This window comes from Streptomyces sp. NPDC055815 (genome assembly GCF_053616475.1).
The window spans coordinates 1-21,407 of sequence record NZ_JBSHDU010000024.1; the positions used below are offsets into that span (position 1 = coordinate 1).

12 protein-coding genes and 1 pseudogene are annotated in these 21,407 nt (G+C 67.3%); 5 read left to right on the plus strand and 8 right to left on the minus strand.

Annotated elements, in window-relative coordinates:
- Window positions 1-1,262: 1,262 nt before the first annotated feature.
- Window positions 1,263-3,035, minus strand: coding sequence for a hypothetical protein (locus tag ACWGN5_RS17320; RefSeq protein ID WP_453515810.1), 1,773 nt, complete (start codon window positions 3,033-3,035; stop codon window positions 1,263-1,265).
- A gap of 680 nt (window positions 3,036-3,715) precedes the next feature.
- On the opposite strand from ACWGN5_RS17320, the gene ACWGN5_RS17325 reads away from it, so the two are divergent.
- On the plus strand, window positions 3,716-5,014 hold the full coding sequence (locus ACWGN5_RS17325) for a hypothetical protein (protein WP_453515813.1): 1,299 nt from the start codon (window positions 3,716-3,718) through the stop codon (window positions 5,012-5,014).
- 539 nt (window positions 5,015-5,553) lie between these two features.
- On the opposite strand, the gene ACWGN5_RS17330 is transcribed toward ACWGN5_RS17325, so the two are convergent.
- Window positions 5,554-5,958 (minus strand): DUF4265 domain-containing protein, encoded by a 405-nt coding sequence (locus tag ACWGN5_RS17330; RefSeq protein ID WP_453515815.1) that lies wholly within the window; start codon window positions 5,956-5,958, stop codon window positions 5,554-5,556.
- 131 nt (window positions 5,959-6,089) lie between these two features.
- Window positions 6,090-6,886: pseudogene (locus tag ACWGN5_RS17335) on the minus strand (IS5 family transposase); the annotation flags it as partial.
- Window positions 6,887-7,110: 224 nt separating this feature from the next.
- Between ACWGN5_RS17335 and ACWGN5_RS17340 the strand changes: the two are divergent.
- Complete coding sequence (locus ACWGN5_RS17340; protein ID WP_453515818.1) at window positions 7,111-9,075, plus strand: ATP-dependent nuclease; 1,965 nt, start codon at window positions 7,111-7,113, stop codon at window positions 9,073-9,075.
- Window positions 9,072-10,907, plus strand: coding sequence for a UvrD-helicase domain-containing protein (locus tag ACWGN5_RS17345; protein ID WP_453515821.1), 1,836 nt, complete (start codon window positions 9,072-9,074; stop codon window positions 10,905-10,907). The genes ACWGN5_RS17340 and ACWGN5_RS17345 overlap by 4 nt, the downstream gene beginning before the upstream one ends.
- A 208-nt stretch (window positions 10,908-11,115) precedes the next feature.
- Here the strand turns inward: ACWGN5_RS17345 and ACWGN5_RS17350 are convergent, their stop codons facing one another.
- The gene (locus ACWGN5_RS17350) at window positions 11,116-11,259 is read right to left on the minus strand and encodes a hypothetical protein (RefSeq protein ID WP_392864182.1); all 144 of its coding nucleotides are present in this window, start codon (window positions 11,257-11,259) and stop codon (window positions 11,116-11,118) included.
- 22 nt (window positions 11,260-11,281) lie between these two features.
- Here ACWGN5_RS17350 and ACWGN5_RS17355 point away from each other — a divergent pair, with 22 nt between their 5' ends.
- Window positions 11,282-13,408 carry a hypothetical protein gene (locus ACWGN5_RS17355; RefSeq protein ID WP_453515824.1) on the plus strand — a complete coding sequence of 709 codons (2,127 nt, stop codon included), beginning with the start codon at window positions 11,282-11,284 and terminating at the stop codon, window positions 13,406-13,408.
- 59 nt (window positions 13,409-13,467) lie between these two features.
- Here ACWGN5_RS17355 and ACWGN5_RS17360 read toward each other — a convergent pair whose 3' ends face one another.
- The 4 genes from ACWGN5_RS17360 to ACWGN5_RS17375 form a co-directional block, all read right to left on the minus strand.
- The gene (locus tag ACWGN5_RS17360) at window positions 13,468-14,598 is read right to left on the minus strand and encodes an AAA family ATPase (protein WP_453515826.1); all 1,131 of its coding nucleotides are present in this window, start codon (window positions 14,596-14,598) and stop codon (window positions 13,468-13,470) included.
- Window positions 14,595-16,916: a transposase gene (locus tag ACWGN5_RS17365; RefSeq protein WP_453515828.1), complete on the minus strand. Its 2,322-nt coding sequence runs from the start codon at window positions 16,914-16,916 to the stop codon at window positions 14,595-14,597. The genes ACWGN5_RS17360 and ACWGN5_RS17365 overlap by 4 nt, the downstream gene beginning before the upstream one ends.
- On the minus strand, window positions 16,913-17,551 hold the full coding sequence (locus ACWGN5_RS17370; RefSeq protein WP_453515830.1) for a TnsA-like heteromeric transposase endonuclease subunit: 639 nt from the start codon (window positions 17,549-17,551) through the stop codon (window positions 16,913-16,915). The genes ACWGN5_RS17365 and ACWGN5_RS17370 overlap by 4 nt, the downstream gene beginning before the upstream one ends.
- Before the next feature lie 250 nt (window positions 17,552-17,801).
- The gene (locus ACWGN5_RS17375) at window positions 17,802-18,827 is read right to left on the minus strand and encodes a TniQ family protein (protein WP_453515833.1); all 1,026 of its coding nucleotides are present in this window, start codon (window positions 18,825-18,827) and stop codon (window positions 17,802-17,804) included.
- A gap of 154 nt (window positions 18,828-18,981) precedes the next feature.
- Between ACWGN5_RS17375 and ACWGN5_RS17380 the strand changes: the two genes are divergently transcribed.
- A complete protein-coding gene (locus ACWGN5_RS17380; RefSeq protein WP_453515835.1) occupies window positions 18,982-21,315 on the plus strand; it encodes a Helicase associated domain protein in 2,334 nt (777 codons plus the stop codon).
- The last annotated feature ends 92 nt before the right edge of the window (window positions 21,316-21,407 follow it).

A 21,407-nucleotide genomic window follows, 5' to 3' on the forward strand; every position in this document is an offset into this window, starting at 1 on the left:
GTGTTTACGGCACGCCACAACAGGGCCGAGTGACGCTCTGACTCGGTCAGCCAGCCATACCAGGATCGCCTGTCGACGGGTGACCACTCCCAGGACACGATCTTGACGGTCGACACGCTCCACCAGTTCATCCACGAAACACACTCTGGCAGAACCCACTGACAACGCCGCTTCTCGGCGAACCGTTCTCGGAACTCGACAACATTCTGGACCGCTTGATCAACATCTGTTGCCCGAACTCGGCGTCAACCGTTCCTGCGTTACACCAACGAAGCCAGCCGCTCCCTGGGGACCCCACCGACCGTGGCAATCCAAATGGAACGACGCCGCGGATGGCCCTTCCGGTACCCGCGGCGTCGCTGCACCCCAGCCCCACCATCACCTGCTCCCTGCGTCTGTGGGGGATGTGTACTCGGGTCGCTTCGGTCGCTGTGTTGCGTGGGGTGTGGTGAGTGCTGCCGGGGTGCTGACATGTCCTGCGGTCCACTTACCACTGTGAGTTCTTGTCTCTTGCCGGACAGTCGCAGTAGGTCTGATCTGCTGTTCCGTGATTTGAGTTGGACAGTTGAGGTGGGGTGGGGGACGCGTCTGACCAGGGGATCTTTGGGCAGTACCTGTAGCTGGAGGGATCTGACCTGCGGCTCCGTTGAAAGGACGGGATTTTCGAAAGTGTCGCGGGAATCCCATGGGGTCGCCTACCTGTTTGAGCAGGTCAGAGGCGTAGTGAGGGGTGGTCGAGTCTACTGCTCAGGTGGCGGCACTCCTCTTCTCCGGGAGCCGGCCGCCGCCCTAGGGTCTGGCGGACTCTTTTGGGGGCAGGCGCGAGGCCCTGAAGAACGCTGCCCTGAGAATGCGGCGGATGAAGGTCCTCCATGCATCCCACTCGCCCCCGTTCCGGACGAGCCAGGCATCAGTACGCTGAAGTGGGCGAATTCTCCATAAGCTGTTCCTGGACGAGTTCGCTCCTTACCCATCAGCCTCGATATCCGCGACGCTACACCGCGTTACGTGTACTGGCTGGAACGGCAGTATCGTCGCAGGCGCGCCTGGACCGGTACTTCAGTGACTCACGGCCCGTGAAGCGGCGCTGCTGGTCACAGCCCCTCGTCGATGGCTACGACCAGCACGATGGCGCGTGACCCTTCGCGGGAGCAGCTGAAGACACCAGGCTCCGACCCGCTCTCGCGGTGAGCCCGGGTGCCGACAGGCCAGCTTTCCGGTCGGGGTCCCAGCGCTGCATCTCGGCTGCCGGTCAAGGCGGATCAGTCCAGACCGTGCACCGGCCGGGCTGTGTTGTGAACTTCCAACGCGCGATGCATCAGGCCTATCGAGTACTCCCGGCCTTCGTCGCTTCCCTGGGTCAGCATCAGGCCGGACCTGCCAATCAGGGTGGCGCTGCCCAGGCAGGCTGCGTCCAGTGCCAAGGCAAGCATCTCGGGGGAGATGTCGCCGCCGGACAGGACTTGGTCACGGTAACGGGTCATGTGCATGAGGCCGATGGGTGTGCTGTGCGTGACCTGACTCAGGAGCGAGTAGGCCGCAGGCAGCCAGCCCGGCTCGGGGAAGTTCGCCCCCATGAGCAGAAGCATTTTCTCGACAGACGGCAGCCTCTTGCGGCCCTTGGTGATCGTCTGCGGCACCTCGATGACGTGGTCGGGCATCTTCAACAACCGGGTGGCGGCCGCAAGGGCTACTCCGTTGCCTGTGAACGCGGCGATCGTGCTCTTCTTCTTGGCTCGGAACTCGTCGAAGTACTGGGTGGACCGCTGGACGAATGCGTCCTCGTCCTGGGGGTCCTGGGTCAGCCAGGTGAACCGGGCGGCCTCTTCCAGAAGCATCCGGGCGGCGAAGACCGCCGTGACAGCGGCCCCTTCCTCGAAGGTGTCCATCACGGTCGCGAAGGTGGAGCGGGCCCCGTAGTGCGTGAGAGCGTTCGCCAGCTTGGGATTGCCGTGAGCCCACGGGCTGATGATCCAGCTGTGCACGAAATCTTCGTACTGTCGGGTCGCGGCGACGACCCGACCGGCATCGAGGACGTCCGGGAGTATGTCGTGGTGTGCCACCAGGACATCAGGACGAAGACGCCGCGTCCGCGTCTTCACCCTGACTTTCGAAGCGTCCCTCGTCGCAGGCTTGGGATCGCCCAGACCGTGCACCGCGCTCGCCGCGGTGACGACATCCTCGGTCAGCCGCATCAGCGTGCCCAGAAATCCTGCCTGTTCGACCTCCGGCGGCCAGCACTCTGGTACAGCCGCGCACGTACCCAGAAGCGTCACCGTGACGCCCACGGCGGCGACGTGCATAAAGAGAGCCTCGTGATCGGCCCGCAGATCATGCCCAACAGCCCCGCCGGCAGCCACACTGCTCTGCAGCCCCAACAGATTGCCGTGACCGGCGTGCGCGAGCACCATCACCGCTCCGCGCAGTCCGGGCATCGCCAGCATGCCCCGGGCAGCCTGCAGTAGGTCCTCGATTCGGCCTCCGAGCAGCGAAGCCGCGCCCGCCCGTGTGGGCGAGGAGGCGAGGAAGAGGTCCAAGAGCTCTGCCGTATCCGGAAGCGAGGGCGCGGCCAGCGCCGCTAGGGACGAGCCCGTCAGGTCAGTGACGTCGTACAACGGAACGAACCATCGGGCCAGGTTCGGGCAGCTCGCCTCGTGGTCGGCCAGAGTCCCGCAGATCCGGTCACGCTCCTCGAGCATGCTGCCCACCAGACCCGGCCGCCTCTCGGAGGGGGACTCGGCGATCCACTGCCAGAGCAGACCGTCGTCGAACAGGCTGCGGGCTATAGCTCCCACGACAGTGCCGCCGATGCCCGAACCCAGCAACGAATCGGCACAGGCGTACCGCCAGCGGGCGTGGGGAAACGCCGCCTCCGCAAGGAACTGGTCAGCCGGCCCACCGAAGTGGAAGACCGCAGACAACGTGTCCAGATGCAACCGCAACGCTCGCGTCGCTGCTCGCAGGGATGCAACGGATTCAGTGACCTCCCGCCCATCAGGCCACGTGCCCTCGGCCCCAGACCACTCCTCGCTCATCCCCGCCCCCACCTGCCAGACTCGTGTCTCCGCGATTGTCTCGCAGGAGCACATCCCGGAAGGAGCCCCGTGCCCCGTGCCCGTCACGTCGATTCGCTACGCGCTTTCGGCGCCGCCATCACCTCCGACGGCCGACCATCACCGTGCAGGGCCCTCCGCCCTCACCGCAACCCACGTCGCGGGCGAGGGCATCCGCACCGTCGCCGCCCTGCTGACCGCAGCCCTCGCCGGCCGATGGCAACTCGACCATCCAGGGCCTCTACCACCTCCAACGCGGATACAGCGCCCTGCTGCCCAAGCTCGCTGCGCTGGACGCCGAGCTGACACAGCACTAGGAACCACGGGAGCACACCCAAGCGCGACCGCTGACCGCGGTCGCGTTCAGGCGGGCACCGGTATCCGCCAGAAACGGCCCAGCGCCAGACGCAGGGACAGTCCGGGGCGCCGAGTGCGAGACCCGATGCAGCCACACGCAGACCGCCCTGACCACGCCCCCAGGCACCGAGTACCAGTGCAGCGCTCCGCGCCCGTTCCGATGTGGGAAAACCGCTGCCCACGGGTGAGGTAGACAGCTAGTTTCGGGTCCTATGAGCAAGGAACCTGTCCTTCGCGAGGCCGTGCTGTCCTGGCTCGAGCACGCGGGCGGCGTGTCGCCGAAATCGCAGTCCCCCGGGATGTTGATGCTTCAGCCTCACTGGAAGGACGTGGTGGCGGCAACGGCCGCCGCAGCGCCCAGGGACGAGCACCCCGACCTCTACACCCTGGGCAAAGGAGACGGGACTCTGAACCAGTGGACGCTGCTGGTGGAGTCAGGCCTGGCGTACGCGGCAGGCTTGATAGCCGTAGACGCGCCGCTCTCCCCGGCCGAGGTCGCAGACGACTTCGTCGCCTTCTGCACCGGCCCGGCACCGGTCGCCGAGCGATGGCTGCTCCTCAACGGCACCTTTCCCCAAGGAACGCGCATCCCGCTGGGGCAGTACACCCTGCAGACCTTCACCGCAGATGAGCTCCTCAAGACAGTCCCGATGCCTGCCCTGCACAGCATCCAGCCCTGGAGCCACGCTCTCGACCTCATCACCGGCGCACCGTTCCTCCACCTCCCGGAACCCGGCCACAAGGTCACCCGCCCACCGGACCGGTCCGACGCCACCAGCCCGCATCCGGAAGCCCAGCACTGGCAAGCCCTCCTTCCCCTGATGCTGTGGGACGAGGAACTCCTCCAGGTGGACTCCGTCTTCACCGTCGCGCGCGGACGCTACTTCGACCTCAACCACCAAGACGTGCCGACACGTCAGGACCAGCACACAGGAGATGCAGAAACCGAGGTCCGCGCCACCGGCGACTACCGAGTCCAGGCCGCAGATCTGCCCGCCCTGACCGCCTTCTGCACCACGATCTCGGCGAAGATCGACGCCGTCATGGCCGGCAGGACCCATAGCCGGAGCATCCCCAAAGAACGCGCCCAGCGCCTTCAGGACGCCGCCACACGCCTTCTGGACGCCTACCAGCGCACCCGCCACCATGACAGCGTTGGGGAGACGGACTACGGCAAGCTGCTCCTCGACTACGTGATCTGCCTGGAACTCCTGCTCCGCAGCTCAAACGACAGAGGAGGCAGAGGGATCTCCAGCACCCTCCAGAACCGTGCCTCCGTACTATTCCTCAGCCCCGAGGAACAGAACCACGCCCGCGCCCTCACCAGGGAGGCCTACAACGCCCGCTCCTGCTACGCACACGGCAGAGCGATCAAGGAACAGACGGAGAAGGAACAGCAGGAGAAGCTGCAGGCCGTCAGACTCCTGACCCAGAAGGTCATACTCCGCTGGCTCATCCTGACGCCTTCCGGCCCCGAAGACCTCGCACCCCTACTCGACGCCGCCCCGGGCCCCGGCCGTGAAGAACACATCGACCAGCCCCTGCGCATCTTCTTCACCACCACCCCGCCCCGCAGACGCCCGGCCGACATCGCCCCCGCCTAACCCGTGGGAAGGCACAGGGCCATAAGCGAGTGCCTCGCCTACCAGGAACGTGCACCGGGCCGTGCCGTCGCCCGGACCCCACACCGTGGCTGGGAGGCCGGAGCCCCCGCACGTGCCATGTGTCCGTCCCTGCTCAGCACGCAGCAGCCACACAGGGACCGGAGGTCCTACGTGCCGCTCACCCGTGATGCCCTGCGTGGTGGAGAAGCACCGAAGCGCCCGACAGCGGCCGGCGCAGACCACTACGTGCCGCTCGGCAGGACGCGCACCGCCCGTCGCCGCCGCTGCATCCCCGCCCGCGCCGGGGACAGCCCTGACGGCCAAGGCCCCCACCCGGGCCTGCGGTATCCCCCCGCACGACTGCGGGCAAGCGCGGGATACATGGAGAGACAACCGCCATGCCACGCAACCAGTCCCGTCCCGCCCAGCGGGTCCGTCGCGCCCAGGTAGGGAACTGCCCGGCTGGTCAGGTCGCCATTGGCGCGGTCGCTCAGAAGTGCCCTTTTGCCTAAGAACTCCTAACGAAATGATCTTTCAGGTCAGGCGTCGATCTCCCAGTGGAGGGTGCCGGCCTGGGCAAGGGGTTCCAATGCCTCGACGAAGGGCGCCTCGTCCGAGCCAGGCGGGAGGTCCACGGCCAGGTAGGTGCCCTGGAGCCACTCATGTGGCAGGCCGGCGTGGACGGTCTTGCCGTGCAGGAGCTCGTGCACCTGGTCTCGGTCTGCGTGTTCCACGGCGAGTGCGACGCGAAGGGTCCGGTGGCCGGACTTGCGCACCACTCTGGTCACCAGGTGGTTGCTGTCGATGGTCACCACGTCGCGGTAGCAGATTCCGTAGGTGAAGAAGGGCAGACAGGCCACCTCGAACGTGTCCTCGGTGAGCCGGCGGGTCCACAGCTGCTCGCGCCAGCCGTCCTGCCGGTCCGACAGGTCGGCGTGGATCATGTAGTTGGTGGGGCCCCGGCCGATCGGGTCCTCGTGCGTGATGATGGTGATGGGGTGCCTCCCGGAGCTGGATCCCGACTCCGAGATCCTGCAACAGCTGCCTCGGCCTCGATGCAGCGGGGCGCGTTCAGACGTCGCCAGCAGATCAGTGCGCATCCGAGGGCGAGGAAGGCTTCGTGGATGTCGTCGCGGATCTCCCAGCGGATCCGCAGGCGCCGGAACCAGTGCAGATGGGCGAACGCGCGCTCCACGACCCAGCGCTGAGCGCCCAGTCCGGAGCCGTGCTCGGTGCCCCGCCGGGCGACCAGCGGCTTCACGCCGAGGCCCCGGACCAGGCGCCGGTACTTGTCGTGGTCGTACCCGCGGTCAGCGAGAACGACATCGGGGCGCCGCCGTGGACGGCCACGCTTGCCCCGCACGGGCGGCACCGCTTCCAAGAGCGGGATGAGCTGGGTGACGTCGTTGCGGTTCCCGCCGGTCAGCGTGACGGCGAGCGGGATGCCGGTGGCGTCGGTGATCAGGTGGTGTTTGCTGCCCGTCCTGCCCCGGTCGACAGGGCTTCGTCCCGTCTTGGGGCCCTTTTTAACGCCCGGATGTGGGAGCCGTCGACCGCCGCCCGGGAGAAGTCCAGCAGGTTCGCCCTGCGGAGTTCGGCCAGGAGGACCTCGTGGAGCCGGGGCCAGACGCCGGCCTCGGTCCACTCGGCCAGGCGGCGCCAGCACGTCATGCCCGAGCCGAAGCCGAGCTCCTGCGGGAGGTGTTCCCAGGCGATCCCGGTGTGCAGCACGAACAGAATGCCCTGGAACACCAGCCGGTCCGGGTGCCGCTTGCGCCCGGGATAGCGAGTGCGGCGCTCCACCTTCGGTAGCAGCGGTTCGATCACCGCCCACAGCTCGTCCTCGACATGCCACGGCTTTGGCCGAGCCACCCCACACCCCCGGATCGTCACTCCCGGAGCGATCCAACCACCTCGAAGATCATTTCGTTAGGAGTTCTAAGGCGCAGCAGGGGCGCTCCTGCCGGGCTGGCGCCCTTCTTCTCGGCGTTGCCGAACTCGGTGCCGTGCGGTCACGTCATATGTCTGCGGCGATTGGGCTGGAGGGAGCGTCGTGTCTGGATAGCCTTGGGCCGGGGAACCTGAGGGGGTGTGGGGTGTATCTGGGGCGGGTGCGTGCCAAGGGCTTCAAGTCGCTCTTGGACACCGACGTTGCGCTGCGGCCGGGCGTCACGGTGGTGGTGGGGGAGAACAACGCGGGGAAGTCCAACTTCATCGATGTCCTGCGGCTGCTGACTGATCCGTTGGATGACCGGCGTACGCGCTGGTGGGACGCCGAGGACGTTCATCCGTGGGTTGATTCGGCCGAACTGGTCGCTCTGTACGCGGGTCTCTCGCCCGAGGAAGCCGGGACGCATCTACAGGCGCTGATCTCGCCGGCGGACGACTCAAGCGTGCCTATCGGGCGTAATGCTCGCTACACGGCGCGGTTCACTCGTCCTGCGCCTGGGGCCCGGGCACAGCGGCCCGTGTGGTCGGCCGGACGCTTGCCGGATGATCCCGAGCCCGAAGCACGCCGCACCATCCGCCATGTCTATCTGCCGCCCATGCGTAATGCGCAGCAGGAGCTGGCTTCCAGCGCGGGCAACAGGCTCCGGCTGATTCTCGCGGCAGAGCTCGGCGCCAAGGAAGCGATCAAAGCCTTCGAGGAGGAGCAGGCAGAGCACTTCCGAGGCCTGGAGTCCCATACGAAGATCCAGGCTGCTCGCAAGCGGATCAACGAGCCCTTGGAGCTGCTGACGGCGGGAGCGCACCCCCAGCACATGGGGCTGTCCTTCGCCGAACCCAGCCTTGTCTCCATCGCGCGAGCCCTGCGTACCCGCATGGGCGACGAAGGCCTGGACGCGGAGGACATCGGCCGCTCGGGCCTTGGCTACGCCAACCTGCTGTACATCGCCACTGTGCTTGCCGAGCTTGATGCTGCCCAAGAAGCGGACCTGACACTGTTCCTGGTGGAAGAGCCCGAAGCGCACCTCCATCCTCAGCTCCAGATCCTTCTGCTGGAGCACCTGCGCGCGCAGGCTTTACGGTCGCAGAGCGCCCCGCCACGTACAGACGGAGCCCCTCAGGGACACATTCAGGTCGTGATCACCACCCACTCGCCCGTGCTGGCGGCCGCGACCACAGTGCGGGACCTGGTGGTGCTCAAGCGATGCCGTACGCCGGCGCCGGCCTCGTGGCAGGAGCCAGCTCTCCCCGAGACCGAAGAAGAGATGCCGGGGAAGCGGAAGAAGCCGATGTTCGCGTTCACCACGGCCGCGGTCCCCGTGAACGAGATCCCTTTCGCAGATCATGAGACCGCCAAGCTCGACCGCTATCTGGACATCACCAAATCGGCCATGCTGTTCGGATCCCGAGTGATCCTGGTCGAGGGACTTGCGGAAGCTCTCCTCATTCCGGCCTTCGCCGACATCGTTCTATCCTCCCTTCCCGAGGCCGAGCAGCGCCGGGCGAAAGCCGTCTTCCGCGGCACGTGCATCGTGGCGGTCGACGGCGTGGACTTCACCCCCTACCTGCGTGTGCTCCTGGCGAAAGCCGGCGACGCACGGATCGCCGACCGTGTCGTCGTGATCACCGATCAGGACCCCGGAAAGAAGACCGCTGAGACCACCGACGACTCCCATGCGGCCGCGGATCTTGAAGCTCCCGACCCCGAAGGCGCGGCAGCAGTCCGCTTCAACCGTGCGTCCTGGCTGAGGGAAAACCTCCTGCAATGGCGAGTACCACAGCAGTTGTTCCACATCGCGGAAAGCAAGCCGACCCTTGAGCCGGAGCTCATGAGGCCTGACGGAAACCAGGAACTGCTGGCCGACATCTTCTTCGACCTCAGGCCCAAGTCCCAGCACCACTGGAAGGCCATCACCGAGGCCGCCACGACGGACGAGAGGGCCGACGCCTTCGGCGCTCTGTTCGCCAAGGGCACCGGCATCGGTCTGCCGAAGGGGGATTACGCCTACCGGCTGGCCGAGCGACTCACCCAACACCCAGGCAGGTTCAAGGTTCCCGATCACCTTGCAACCGCTATTCGCTGGATCAGCGGAGTAGACGGAACCGAAGCGTGAACGACATCGACGAACAGCGCGAACACGCACGCAACCAACAGCAGCAGGCCGTCCATGCTGGGGCACCCGTCTTCATCCGGGCGTGCCCGGGAGCCGGGAAGACCCGGACCCTGATCGACCGGCACTGCAACACACCAACCGGTCACCGGCGCAGCGGACGCGCCCTGCTCTCCTTCACCAACGTCGCAGCGGACGAACTACGCAACCGCTGCACAGGAGAAGCCAACCGCGCGGACCTGACCGCGTACCCCCACTACATCGGCACCTTCGACAGCTTCCTGTGGCGATACCTCGTCCGCCCGCACCTGCCGGCCACCCCGGCATGGCAGCACATCCTGTCCTGGGACCACATCCCCTCAGCCCGCGTCCGCCCCCGCGACATCCCTCTCTCCTCCTTCGACTTCAGCTACGACCCCGCCACACGCCAGACCAGCGTGCAGTGGCCCAACGCCGCAACGCACCTGCAGAACTCGACCCTCACAGAGGACGACTACCTGGCCCGGGCGAAAGCGACCCGCGACCGGCTGTGGCAGGTCAACGGCTACATGACGGGACTCGAAGTACGCATCGCCGCACTGGAACATGCAAGCGACCCCTCCTGCACCGAGCTCCTGAAGCACCGGTTCTTCGAGATCGTCGTCGACGAAGCGCAGGACTGCTCCGCCCTCGACCTGCTCATCCTCGCCCGCCTCCACCATGCAGGCATCCCGTTGGTGATCGTCGCCGACACCGACCAGGGCATCTACGAATGGAACGACGCCCGCCCGGAAGAACTGCACACCTTCACCCAGCACATCCCCGAGCATCTTGAGCTGACCGGCAACTGGCGCAGCAGCACTGCCATATGCCGACTGGCCGCCACACTCCGGCCACCAGAGCGCACCACACCAGACGTAGCAGTGGGGGAGTACCACGACAACAACCTCCCGCTGCTCCTGCTGCCCTACGGCAGACACCGCAACGAGATCTCCCACTTCACCGACATATCCACCGTTGGCGAGGCATTCACCGCCTGGGCCGCCACCTGGGACATTGACGCAGACAACTGCCTCGCTCTGGCCTACAAGAACAGCGCCATCCCCAAAGCGCGCACCCAGCCCGCTCCCGAATACCCCAGGGAGCCCAACACCAGGGCGCTGGCCTGGGCAGCCGCCGTTTTCACCGCGGCCGACGTCTCCACCTCGGCGCGCACCCACGCCCTGTCGATAGCCACCACGTTCCTCCGCGACCACTGGTACCCCGACGAGCCGGGAACGCTGAATGAACTCCTCACACGACACAACCTCACAGCAGCCCTGTTCCGTCGGCGCGCCGCATCCTTCCTCGCAGAGCTGCCTCCGGTGGACCACACGCCAGCCCGGGACTGGCGCAAGGCCGCCCGCAAGGTCCTACAGACTCAGACGGCCCCCACCCGTACCGATGGCCAGCAGCCGACAGCCAGCCGCATCCCGCTTGCCATGGGAAACCTGGACGAACCAATCTCTCGTCTCATCGGAATGATCCCCCGCCAGGACAACGCCCCTTCAGACCCCGCCATCCGGTCTTCCACCATCCACCGCGCGAAGGGCAGCCAGGCACAAGCCGTCCTCGTCCACCTCCCCAAGGCGCAGGACATCAACGAACTCATCACAGCCTGGACAGCCCCGCACACCAGCACAGCGACAAACGAACTGCTGCGCACCTACTACGTCGCCTTCACCCGAGCCCAGCGCCTCCTGTCCCTCACCTATCCGTACTCCAAGCATGCAGACATCACGCGGCTTCTACAGAACAACAAGATCGAATACCAGCTGGAGACCACACTGCCGCAGGACCGGCCCTTCCTCTTCTGAAGCCGCCCTGACTTGCTCTGCCAGACGGACAGGCCCCGGGCCGGGGAATACGTGGGGCGCACGCCCCACCCGGATCGACAGGAACAACGACTCCCGAGGCCGCTCGGTCGCACGGCGATGTCCCGGGCTGATCCGCCCGGATCGGCAGGCCTTGGATGAGAGACACTGGGCGGGTGTCTGAGCAGTCTTTTGCCTTTCTGCCTCTGTCCTACGCGGCCAGGCCGCCCAGGGTGGTCCTGGTGGCGCCCCACGATGATGACAACTGGGTGGCTTGGGCCGCGGCGGGTCTGGCACGGCTGTCCAGGGTGTGGGGGTGCAGCGGCAGCGTGGTCATCCCGTCTGTCGCCGTCACGCACCCGGCTGTGGAGCGTTGCTTGACGCGTTTCAATCCTGATCACGTGCTCGCCTACGTGCCGTCGTGGGCTACGGCCGACGGGGTGCGGCCGGGCACCATCGATGGGCTGATAGCTGGTCGAGCAGCCGAGGCTGCTGGCGAGCAGTTCGAGGAGATGCTGCGTAAGGAACCGTGGAACGCGCCCATCGTTCAGGAGGCCGAGGCAGCGGCCGACGAACTGCGAGAGCTGTGTGGTACGAACAGGCGCGACGAGCATGTGCAGAGCAGCCACCTGTTCGACGCCGACGTGCACGACCTCACGCCACTGTCTGCGGTCACGAAGGCAACGGCCGTCGGTGTCCCTCGGCGTCTGGTGACGACGGTGGACGCCCTCGCCTATGCGATGCACGTGGGTATCGGTGAATCCGAAGTGGAAGGCCAGATCACGGCCGTCCAGTGGCAGGAGGCCGCCGCCCGCGGCAATGAGTCGCCTATGCTCTCGCAGCTGCATCCAGGTGTACTTGGGGATTCTTGTCCCGCCCGCTCGCAGGAGGCGGCGCTGTGCGTCTCGGTCTCAAGAGCGTTCCAGCGACGGGAGCCCGTTGTCGTTCTGGGGGACCGCCCGGAGGACTTTGCCCTTGCTGAAGTGCTGCGCCAGATCCGTGGCGTGGTGACGTGGATTCCGTGGGCTGAGTCTGGCCTGTACGACATGTGCTTGTTCTCGCCGCGTAAGCGCGTGCTGGTGACGAGCGCGTCGCTGACCGTTGACGAGACTCGACAGCAGATCGAGGAGAGGTGGCACAAGCGCTCCTTCAGGTCGATTCCACCGGAGGAGGAAGAACGTCCCTTCGAAGCAGTGCACCCTGACGCCATCGACATTGACCACCCGTTGATGGTGGTCCTGAAGGACAGCTGGGACCAACCGCGTTCACTGCCCGTCACCAGGGAACCTGATGGCACCCTTCAGGCATCTCTCTCGTTGGCCGCGGAAGTCCCGAACGGTCTGCATCCCGACAGGCACCGCTGGCAGGTCACCCTCACCGCCCCCAGCCACCCCGTGCCGCCCCTTCCTGTACTGGGTTCGCACGCCGTGATTGCCGCAGGGCAGAACCCGTGGGAGACCTTTGTTCGAGCTGCGGACGGGGGAGTCACCTACTGGTCGCATCGTTTCGACTTTGTCCCCAGCGGGGCTTCCCTGGCAGGTTCCCTCGCCTCCCCACGGCTGGCTTGGCCGGGTATCAAGAGCACGCTGAAGGTCGCCGCATCTGCCCAAGGTGCAGACGTCCGCCCGAGTCCAGCAGGGAAGCGGGCAGCCATCACCGAACGCCTCCTTGGTTCCAGGACAGCGCTGGAAGATCTTGCTGCCAGCCCTGGGTGGGCCCTGCTGCGCATGTTCATGTCTCCAGCCGTCCCCGGGGGCTGCCCGGTGGGCAGCTGGTGGAAGCTCAAGTCGGCAACGGTGCTGTCCTGGGAGGCCATCGCCGGCCTCGATGACCGTGGATGGGAGCCGACGGCGCGGCGAGAGCAGGTGGATCAGTGGACGTCCCAGGGCGTACTGCGCCGCGGGCTGATCCTGGGCTGCGTCCACTGCCCGATCCTCGAGTTCTATCCTCTGTCGGAGATCAGCCAGAGCTATCTGTGCCGGCGCTGCGGGGGGACCAACCGGCTGACATCTGGCCGCTGGAGACCTGCGGCACCAGAGCCTCGATGGTTCTACGACCTGCATCCGGCAGTCATGGAACTCGTGGTGAACGACGGGGACGTCCCCCTTCTGGCCACACGGTTCCTCCACGGCGAGCCCTGGGCGCGTCAGGCACTGGTCTGCGAGGAGTTCGAGCTCCTTGTGGACGGCAATCCCTGTGTCGAGATGGACTTCGCGCTCGCCACCGCCCAGGGACTGTGGCTGGGGGAGGCCAAGAAGAATGACTCGCTCGCAAACACCCACAGAAAGCGGAAGGAGGAGGCTGCCAAGCTTCTTCAGGGGTGCGCCTTGGCCGGCGCGGCCGGCCTGGTCCTGGCCACGGTGCAGGAGCAGTGGGCGCAGACGACTGTGGATGCTGTAAGGGCTGAGGTTCTAGGACGCCGCAAGGCGAACAAGCCCGTGCCCAAGGTCAGCCTCCTGACAGGTCTTGGGACGTCACCGAAACTGATCCCTCTCATCCTGTGACGACGTGCTCGCGACCTTCCTTTCATAGCCGGTAGCTTCACAGTGCGCCGTACCTCACCTCAGTGCCCGCGGCCGATGTGGATGGCGTCGAGTTCGGTGCGGGTGATGTTCTCGGTTCCGGTCAGGATCGCGAGGGTGGCTGCTTGGCAGATCAGTTGGGACAGGGCGAGGAAGTATCCGCCGGTGCGGTTGTGAAGGTACTCGTGGTGCTCGGTCAGGGCGTGTTTGGTCAGGTTGTGCAGGCTGAGGTGTTTCTCGTACCCGGCCAGGACCTGCAGCCATGAGTCCTTGTCCTGGGCGCTGAAGGGGATGGGGTCGAGCCAGGTGATGGGCAGCAGGGAGTGCGCCTGCTCCTCCTGTGGCGCGTCCTGTTGGCCGGTGCCGCGGTGGCCGCGGCGTGTGAGGTGCCTTTGTACGACGACTTGATGCCGGTCGGCGATCGCGCGGGCTTCGTAGACGATGTCGCTGGCACCGGTGCCGCAGAAGATCGTGGTGATTCCGAGCCGGTTGCGCAGATAGTCGAAGTAGTGCAGGACCGGGGCGAGCTGGTGGGGCTGGACGCGCTGGATGTCGTCGACGAGCAGCAGGCGGGTGAGTGCGTTCTCCAGCACGTAGTTGACCGGCGCCGTCAGGTCGGGATAGCTGCGCCAGCGCAGCAGGTCGTTCTCGTTGAGAGGCTCGGTGTTGAGGCCGAGGAAGCAGGCGATCTCCCACACCCAGTTGATCTTGCTGTCGGTGTCGGCCGGCGCGAGGATGTGGACGACCGGGATCTGTGTGCCCAGCTCGCCTTCCGTGCGGTCCTCGATGTCCCGCTGGACCGTGCGGCCGATGGCGCGCAGCAGCAAGGACTTGCCAGTGCCGCTCATTCCGTCGATCACCCGGTCCAGGACCCCCTCACGGCGGTCTCCATTCACCATCACTGCTCGAAACGCCGCCAGCAGAACCTCGTCGTAGCCCTGGTGCGCCACCAGCTTCAGATGTGCGTGGTAAGGCAGGCGAGGGTCGCCGAGGCGTTCCTCCTTAGTCGACAGCGGGGGATGGGCGGCCAGGTCGGGCTGGACGATGTCTTCACGCGCGAAGCTGTTCCACCCCTGCCGGCGGTAGATCCATTCCGGGCGCATCGGCGCCAGCTGCGCCCGGTGCAGAGCCCGTTCCTCCTGCTTTTTCTGCAGCGCCGTGGTGGCCTTCACATCTCTCCTTCAACGCTCTCGGGCATTCCAGGCAGGCCGAGTTCGGCACCGGGGAACGGATCTTCGTCAGCGTCAGCGTCAGCGTCAACGTCGTCGTCGGTCGGGGTGTCGCCGAACAGGGCGGCCAGCCCCTCCCTGTCGGAAGCCGGGGGGAGGCCGCGGGCCGGTGCGGCGGTCAGACGCGCCGGGATCGGCAGGGATTCGTAGGGAGTGATCGCGTCCAGGTCGATCTCACCGATGCCGGCGTACGGGTCGACTGCAGGCTCGTGGACGTTCAGCTCGGGGCCCTGGAAGGGGATCCACGGCCCGGTGCGGGTGTGGCGCGGGGGAGCGGTGCGGGTACGACGGCGCCGCTCCTTCACGGCGAGGGCGATCGCGGCCTGGTGCTCTTTGCGGCCGCCGTCGGCCAGGACCACGGCGGTGGCCTCCTCCCAGTGATCCACGGTCCAGTGGATGTCGGTGAGCAGCCGCCGGTGGATGAAGTCCGCCTTGATCCACCGTCCCGGGCCACGGTGGTCGTACAGCCAGGCGATGTCGGGGCGGTAGGGGTTGAAGCGTGCTTCCCACCGGCCGCCCTTGCCCGGGCCGGCCAGCCCGGAGGACAGGCCTGCCAGCAGCCTCAGCTCACCCGCCTCGTTCTGGTAGGTGCGGTTTTCGATGTCGAAGCCCTTGTCGTTGACCGTCACCCAGGCCGGCAGCAGCAGCTGACGGTTGTCCGCCGGTGACAGGGGCCTGGGCCGGTAGCCGGCGCCGGGCACCAGCGCCGCGTACATCTCGTTCGGGGACAGCGTCACGCCCGGCAGCTCCGGGTGCTGCAGCCCTTCGTGGGGCAGCTGCTGATGGTCCAGGGCCACCCACTCGTGCGCCATGTGCTGGACCTCGTTGATGGTCCACAGCGGCTGGCGCTCGATACCCCGCCCGCGTACCGCGTGACTGCGGCCGGTCCAGCCGGCGACGTACTGGCTGAAGGAGTCGGCGAACGAGGAGAAGACCCGCTCGACGATCGGCTTGTCGTCGGGCTGCTCCTTGCGTGCATAGAGGAGGGTGATGCCGAGGAAGTTGCAGACGTCCTCGAAGTGCTGGCTCAGATACTGACTGCCCTGGTCGACGATGATCGTCCTGGGGTGGATCACCGGGCGGGCCGCGGCGGCCTCGGTGAAGCGGGGGTCCGCTTCACGCAGCTTGATGAACGGCAGCGCCGAGACACTGGCCGCGGTCAGCGGGTCCCAGCCGGGCAGCGTCGGCATGGGCGCGTAGGCCTGGGCGAGCAGGAGGACCAGGTCGAACGTGCGTGTCGCCCGGCCGCCGACCCGCTGCCCGGGTCTTCCCTCGCCCGTGACGACAGGCACGATCATCAGCGCGACGATGCTGCGGGTCGCGACGTCGATCAGGATCGTCATCTCCGCCGACACCACCTCCCCGTCATCGCCCAGGACCTTGATCCGCAGGGGAGTGGTGTCGATCTGCATGATCTGCCCGGGCCGCACCGCGTACGAGGGGGTGTAGGGCTTCTTGGGCTTGCTCGCCTGGGAGGCCCGCTGCCGGGTCGTGCCGAGCAGGATGGCCGACAGGCCGAGCTCGTGCATCCGCTTGTAGAACGTCGAGCGTGGCAGCCGCAGCCGCTTCGCCTCCTGCGGATCCTCGAGCTCTTTCGCGTACCGGGCCTCGACGCGTTCCTCGACCAGATCGAATGCCCGCCCGATCCTCCCGCCCGACTGGCGCGCCAGGATCGCGGTCACCTCCTGCATGATCTCCAGCAGCCGCAGGTCGGTCCTCCCTCCCGGCGAGGGCGCCCGCCCCTTGCGCCCGTCGATGATGAGGACCAGCGGGTTCTCATCCGCCCGCTTCCACCGGCGCCGCTTGTCGTCCAGCGTGCGCCAGCTGATGCTGATGTCCAACTCGTCGAGCTCGGCCGCCTTACGTTTCAGCCGCTGCTCCATCGTGGTGGACGCCGGGTCGTAACCCGCCCGCGGAACACGCCGGCCGGGCCGGATCCCGGTCTCGACCTCCTTCATGTGCCGGTGCCACATCAGCGCCTGCTTGCGGTCCTCCTTGCCGACGACCAACAACTGTCCGAGGGGAGGCAGCCTGGTCCGTTCGACGGCATTTCCCGCCTCGTCCAGGACGGCGAAGTCCGCCGACCCCACCATTTCCGCGTACGAGGCTTCCACCAGCGCAGCAGGCTCCCGCAGGGGCTGGAGCGTGACGTGGGGGCCGGCGAAGGCGATCACACGGAACTCCCGCCCCCGCCAGCGCACCCGGTCTTCCAGGCTGACCCGGTCGCTCTCGAACCAACCCCACAGCTTCCGCTGAGTCACGCCGCCCCCTCCGCCGCCCACACCACCGGGCCCCGAGGCAGTGGCTGGTCCCAGTCGAACAGCAGCCGTCGCTGCCACATCAGCCCATACACAAGATCAACAGCGACCAGTACCGGCACTCCGCACGCACCGGCACCCTCGAACAGAGGCCGCCCGCGCCGAAAAGCATTGAGAATGGCCTGCTCCTGTTCAGGGTCCACCCGGTCCGCAAATCGGTAGTCAGCCAGCCACATCAGGTTCTCCAACCGGGTACCCCGCGGGACGGACCGAATCCGAACCTGCCAGCCCGCGGACTGTACGACCTCGTCGAGCGCCGCCAGGCGCTCATGCCACTGCGGCCCGATGCCGCGCGCCGGCCGCACGATCACGGCACACCGAGAACCGTCCCGCATCCTTGCGACGAAGTCCGGCCGCCACCGGTGCCGGGTGCGCCCTGACTTCCAGTGGAGCTCCACTGGTTCCCCGCTGAAGCGGACAACCTCGGGGTCGAAGTCCATCTCCACCGCCACCCGCAGCCGGCGCAGCGACCCGCACACCACCTTCGACCGTGCCGACGACGGCCATGCCGTGATTTTTCCCTGCCGCCCGTGATACGCCACTGGATCCGTCGGCGGCTGTCTCTCCTCGAGTGCCACACCTGCCAGGGCAACCGCAGTTGAGACGGTCAACTCACCCCACTCATCAAGGTGCCAGGCCCGCACGTCCCGCATATCCCTCCCCATCCCGGCCCTCGCCCGCTTCGCAGAGCCACCCGGCGCGCTGCCTTTCGAGCCCTGTCCCAGTGGGGTGACCGCGCACGCTGGCTCAGCACGTCACAGCCCGCCTCCGTGGGGCCGGTTTCCCGGGGAGGCGGGGCGCACCTTGGGCCGGCGGCCGAGTACCAGGTCACGACAAGCACGAGCGCTGTTCCAACGGCCCACTCGTCGAGGCGAGTCGGCGGTGGCCCGGGGTAAGCGGCAACCGTCCCCGCCTGGACCGGGCGGCCGGCTCTGCTTCCGGGTCCGCTGGTAGCCGGTGGCGGTGCAGCCAGTCCAGCAGCGGCCCTTTGCCTGCCTGGACGTCCAGCTCCCACGACACCATCAGTGCCTCGGCCTTGCCGAGCCACCGGCCGCGGGCTTCGGTGTCGCGGAGGTCCGACTGCTCGAACTCGACCATCAGCTGCGCAAGGCGTGCCGCTTCCGGGTAGATCACCAGTGGCATCACCCGGGTGCTGCGGTCCTCCAGTTCGCACGCCCACGCCCGGTGGACCCAGCGCAGCACCGTGGGCATCGCCCGCCACCATTCCGCCGCCACCTGGAAGGCGTCGGCGAACAGCTCCTCACCCGACCCGCCGAACTGCCTCTGCAGCCGGCCACGCTCCAGATGCGCCTCGACGACCTCGGGGAGCTCCGTCAGGGACAGCCCGTCCAGCGGCTCCGTCCGCGAGTCGTCACACCACCGTCCGTGCCGGGTGCACACCCGCCAGCTGTCCGACAGCAGCCACCAGGCCGGCTCCCTGACCCCGCGGGCCTCCGCACACCTCGTGCAGCAGCGCACCAGGTGGCCCTCCGGCGGCTGCCAGGGCCACTTCCACACCGCGTCCCCGTCACCGGGCAGCCGGTGGCGCGGCGCCAGCCCGGGCAGGGCCCGTCGCAGCACGGCCGCCGGCTGACCGGCCAGCATGGCCAGATACTCAAGGCCCGGCCCGTTCACGTACATCTCCGTGCACTGGGGGTACTTCGCCACGCGGGCCGCATCGTCCGACGATGATCCCGTGCCCTGGCCCACACGGTGAAGGAAGTCCCAGAGTTCCAGCCCGTTGGCGTGCGCCAGCCGGTTCACGAACGACCCCGTCGACTCACCGGGCAGAGGCAGCACACGCATCGGCAGGGGCTGACGAGGACCGTAGAGCCCCGGCATCTGCAGCACCACGCCGTACCCCTCTTCTGCGACCGCCCCGCACGCTTGCGCCCTATCGTCGCCAGCCGCCGCACAGCCCGGTCAAGAGCCCGTAACTCCTTCGGGTGAATCCGGCGGCAACACCCCGACAACCTCCACGGCACGGGTCTGAACCTTGATCCGCAACGTGACGATCCGCTGCCGGGAGGGCATCGTGGCCACGCTGACGAGCAACGGCCTCAGAACACCGCTACGCGGCCACCAGACACTCGCCGTCGACGCCTGCGTCCACGAGTTCACCGATGGCGCGCCCCGAGTCAGCGTCGTCATGGCCACCGGCACGGGCAAGACCCTCGTTGCCCTCAACACCGTCCAGGAGACCGCCCCCCAGGGCAACGCGCTGATCGTGATGCCCACCCTGGACCTTCTCGAGCAGACGGCCGCTGTCTGGCAGAGCGAAGACCGCCAGGGGATCTACCTGGGCTACTGCTCGCGTGAGGACACCCACGTCCGCTCCCTGCGCGGAGTTCTCACCATGGTCCACGACCCGGGCGAACTCGCCCGCCGCGCTTCGCTGACCGACGGCCCGGTGAACGTCTTCTGCACCTACCAGTCACTGAACCACCTGGCCCAGGCCCACCGCGATCACCACCTGCCGCGCTGGGGCATCGTCATCTCCGACGAGGCCCACCGCACCGCCGGCAACCGCCACAAAGCCTGGGGCGTCATCCACGACAACGATCTCCTGCCCGCCCGCCACCGGCTCTACATGACCGCCACCCCGCGCATCTTCGACGAGAAAGCCGGCTCCCAGGTCTCAGTCGGCTGCGAAGTGGCCTCCATGGATGACCACAGCCTCTACGGCCCCGTCGTCTACCGCATCTCCCTCGCCGAAGCGATCGACCAGGGCCTGCTCGCGGACTACCGCATCGTCGCGGTCGAGATCAGCGACGCCGAACTGCACCGCGTCCTCAGATACGCCTCCATCGCATCCGTCGGCGCCGAAGCCCTGCGTGTGGCAGCCGCCCAGATCGCCCTGCTGCGCGCCCAGGAGCGATACGACCTGCGGCGGACCCTGACCTTCCACCGCCTCATCGTCTCCGCCGGCATGTTCGCCGAGACCCTTCACGAAACAGCAGCGCTCATGCCCTCCGGGACACAGGCGCCTCTCCTCGTCGGCACCGTCAACGCCGACCAGGCCCCCGCTGTCCGCAGGAAGATGATCGAGACCTTCGGGTCCGTCCCGATCAACAGCCCCAGCCCCGACGCCGCACCCCAAAGAGCGGTCCTGACCAACTGCCGCTGCCTGGGCGAGGGCATCGACCTCCCCAGCACCGACTCGATCCTCTTCGCCGACTCCAAGCAGAACTCTCTCGACATCACCCAGGCCGTCGGCCGCGCACTGCGCCAGAACCCCGGCGACAACAAGATCTCCACCATCATCGTCCCCGTCTTCATGGAACCCGGACAGGAACTGGAGGAGGGAGTCAAAGGAACCCGCTACCGCCTCCTCTACCAGGTCCTCATCGCCCTGAGCACCTACGACGAGCACGTCATCCACCGTGTCGACTGGGCCCTCTACCGCGACTACGAGGACAACCCGGGAGTCGCCGCCCGGCCTGAACGCGCCGACGAGATCATCCCCCTGCTCGACCTCCAGGCCACCGGAGCACCCAACCGGGTATGGCAGATCGGATTCGAAAGCGCCCAGCGCTTCCTCGACACCTACGGCCACCTCGACGTCCCCAGCCGCTACCTCGGCCCCGACCGCTTCTACCTCGGCTGGTGGCTCGGCCAGCAGCGCTCCTTGCGCATCAACCGCATGCTCCTGCCCGAACGCATCGACCAGCTCGACACCCTCGGCATGATCTGGCCCCACCCTCCTCACAGCATCGAGCACAAGCTGCAGATCGCCCGCGACTACAAAGACCGCCACGGCCACCTCGCCCCGCACCCCGAGGAATCCTTCGGCGGCATCCGCCTCGGCCGCTGGATCGCAGACCGCCGCCGAGAAGCAAACAAACGCACCCTGCCCTACGGCTACCAGCGCGCCCTCAACGAGATCTACCCCTGGTGGAGCACCCACTGGCCAAAACACTGGCACCACACCTACGCCCAGGCCCTTACAGCCGCCCGCGCCGGCAACCTGCCCTTCCCCGACCTGCGCCCCGACACCGACGACACCCCCCTCACCCGCTGGCTCGACCAACAGATCGACGCTCTGCCCACCCTCCACCCGGACCAGCACGAACTCCTCGGCGCCCTCCCGCTGCGCCACCCCCTGGCCCTGCTCCTGCGCCGCCCCCGCGGACACGCGGCATGGGCTTTCACCAGAGGACTGCTCGCGGCACGCGCCTTCTGGCGCAGCCACCAGCACCTCGATGTCCCCTACGACTACCTCTGCCCCGACACCGGACTCCATCTGGCGTCCTGGATCGCCGCCAAACGCCGCGACCCACTGCGGCTCACTCCCGAACAACGCCACGCACTCGAAGCCCTCGACTTCCGCTGGATTCGCTGACCGTGCCGCCGACCCCCGGTCTCCGTACCAGAGGGCATCAAGTGCCGGTGTCGGGCCGACGGTTCGGGCAACGAGCATCACCTGCCGTTCCG

Coding starts and splice junctions, on each gene's coding strand:
- ACWGN5_RS17325 (WP_453515813.1), top strand. CDS start 3,716: ATGCTTCAGCCTCACTGGAAGGACGTGGTGGCGGCAACGGCCGCCGCA.
- ACWGN5_RS17330 (WP_453515815.1), bottom strand. CDS start 5,958: ATGATCCACGCCGACCTGTCGGACCGGCAGGACGGCTGGCGCGAGCAG.
- ACWGN5_RS17320 (WP_453515810.1), bottom strand. CDS start 3,035: ATGAGCGAGGAGTGGTCTGGGGCCGAGGGCACGTGGCCTGATGGGCGG.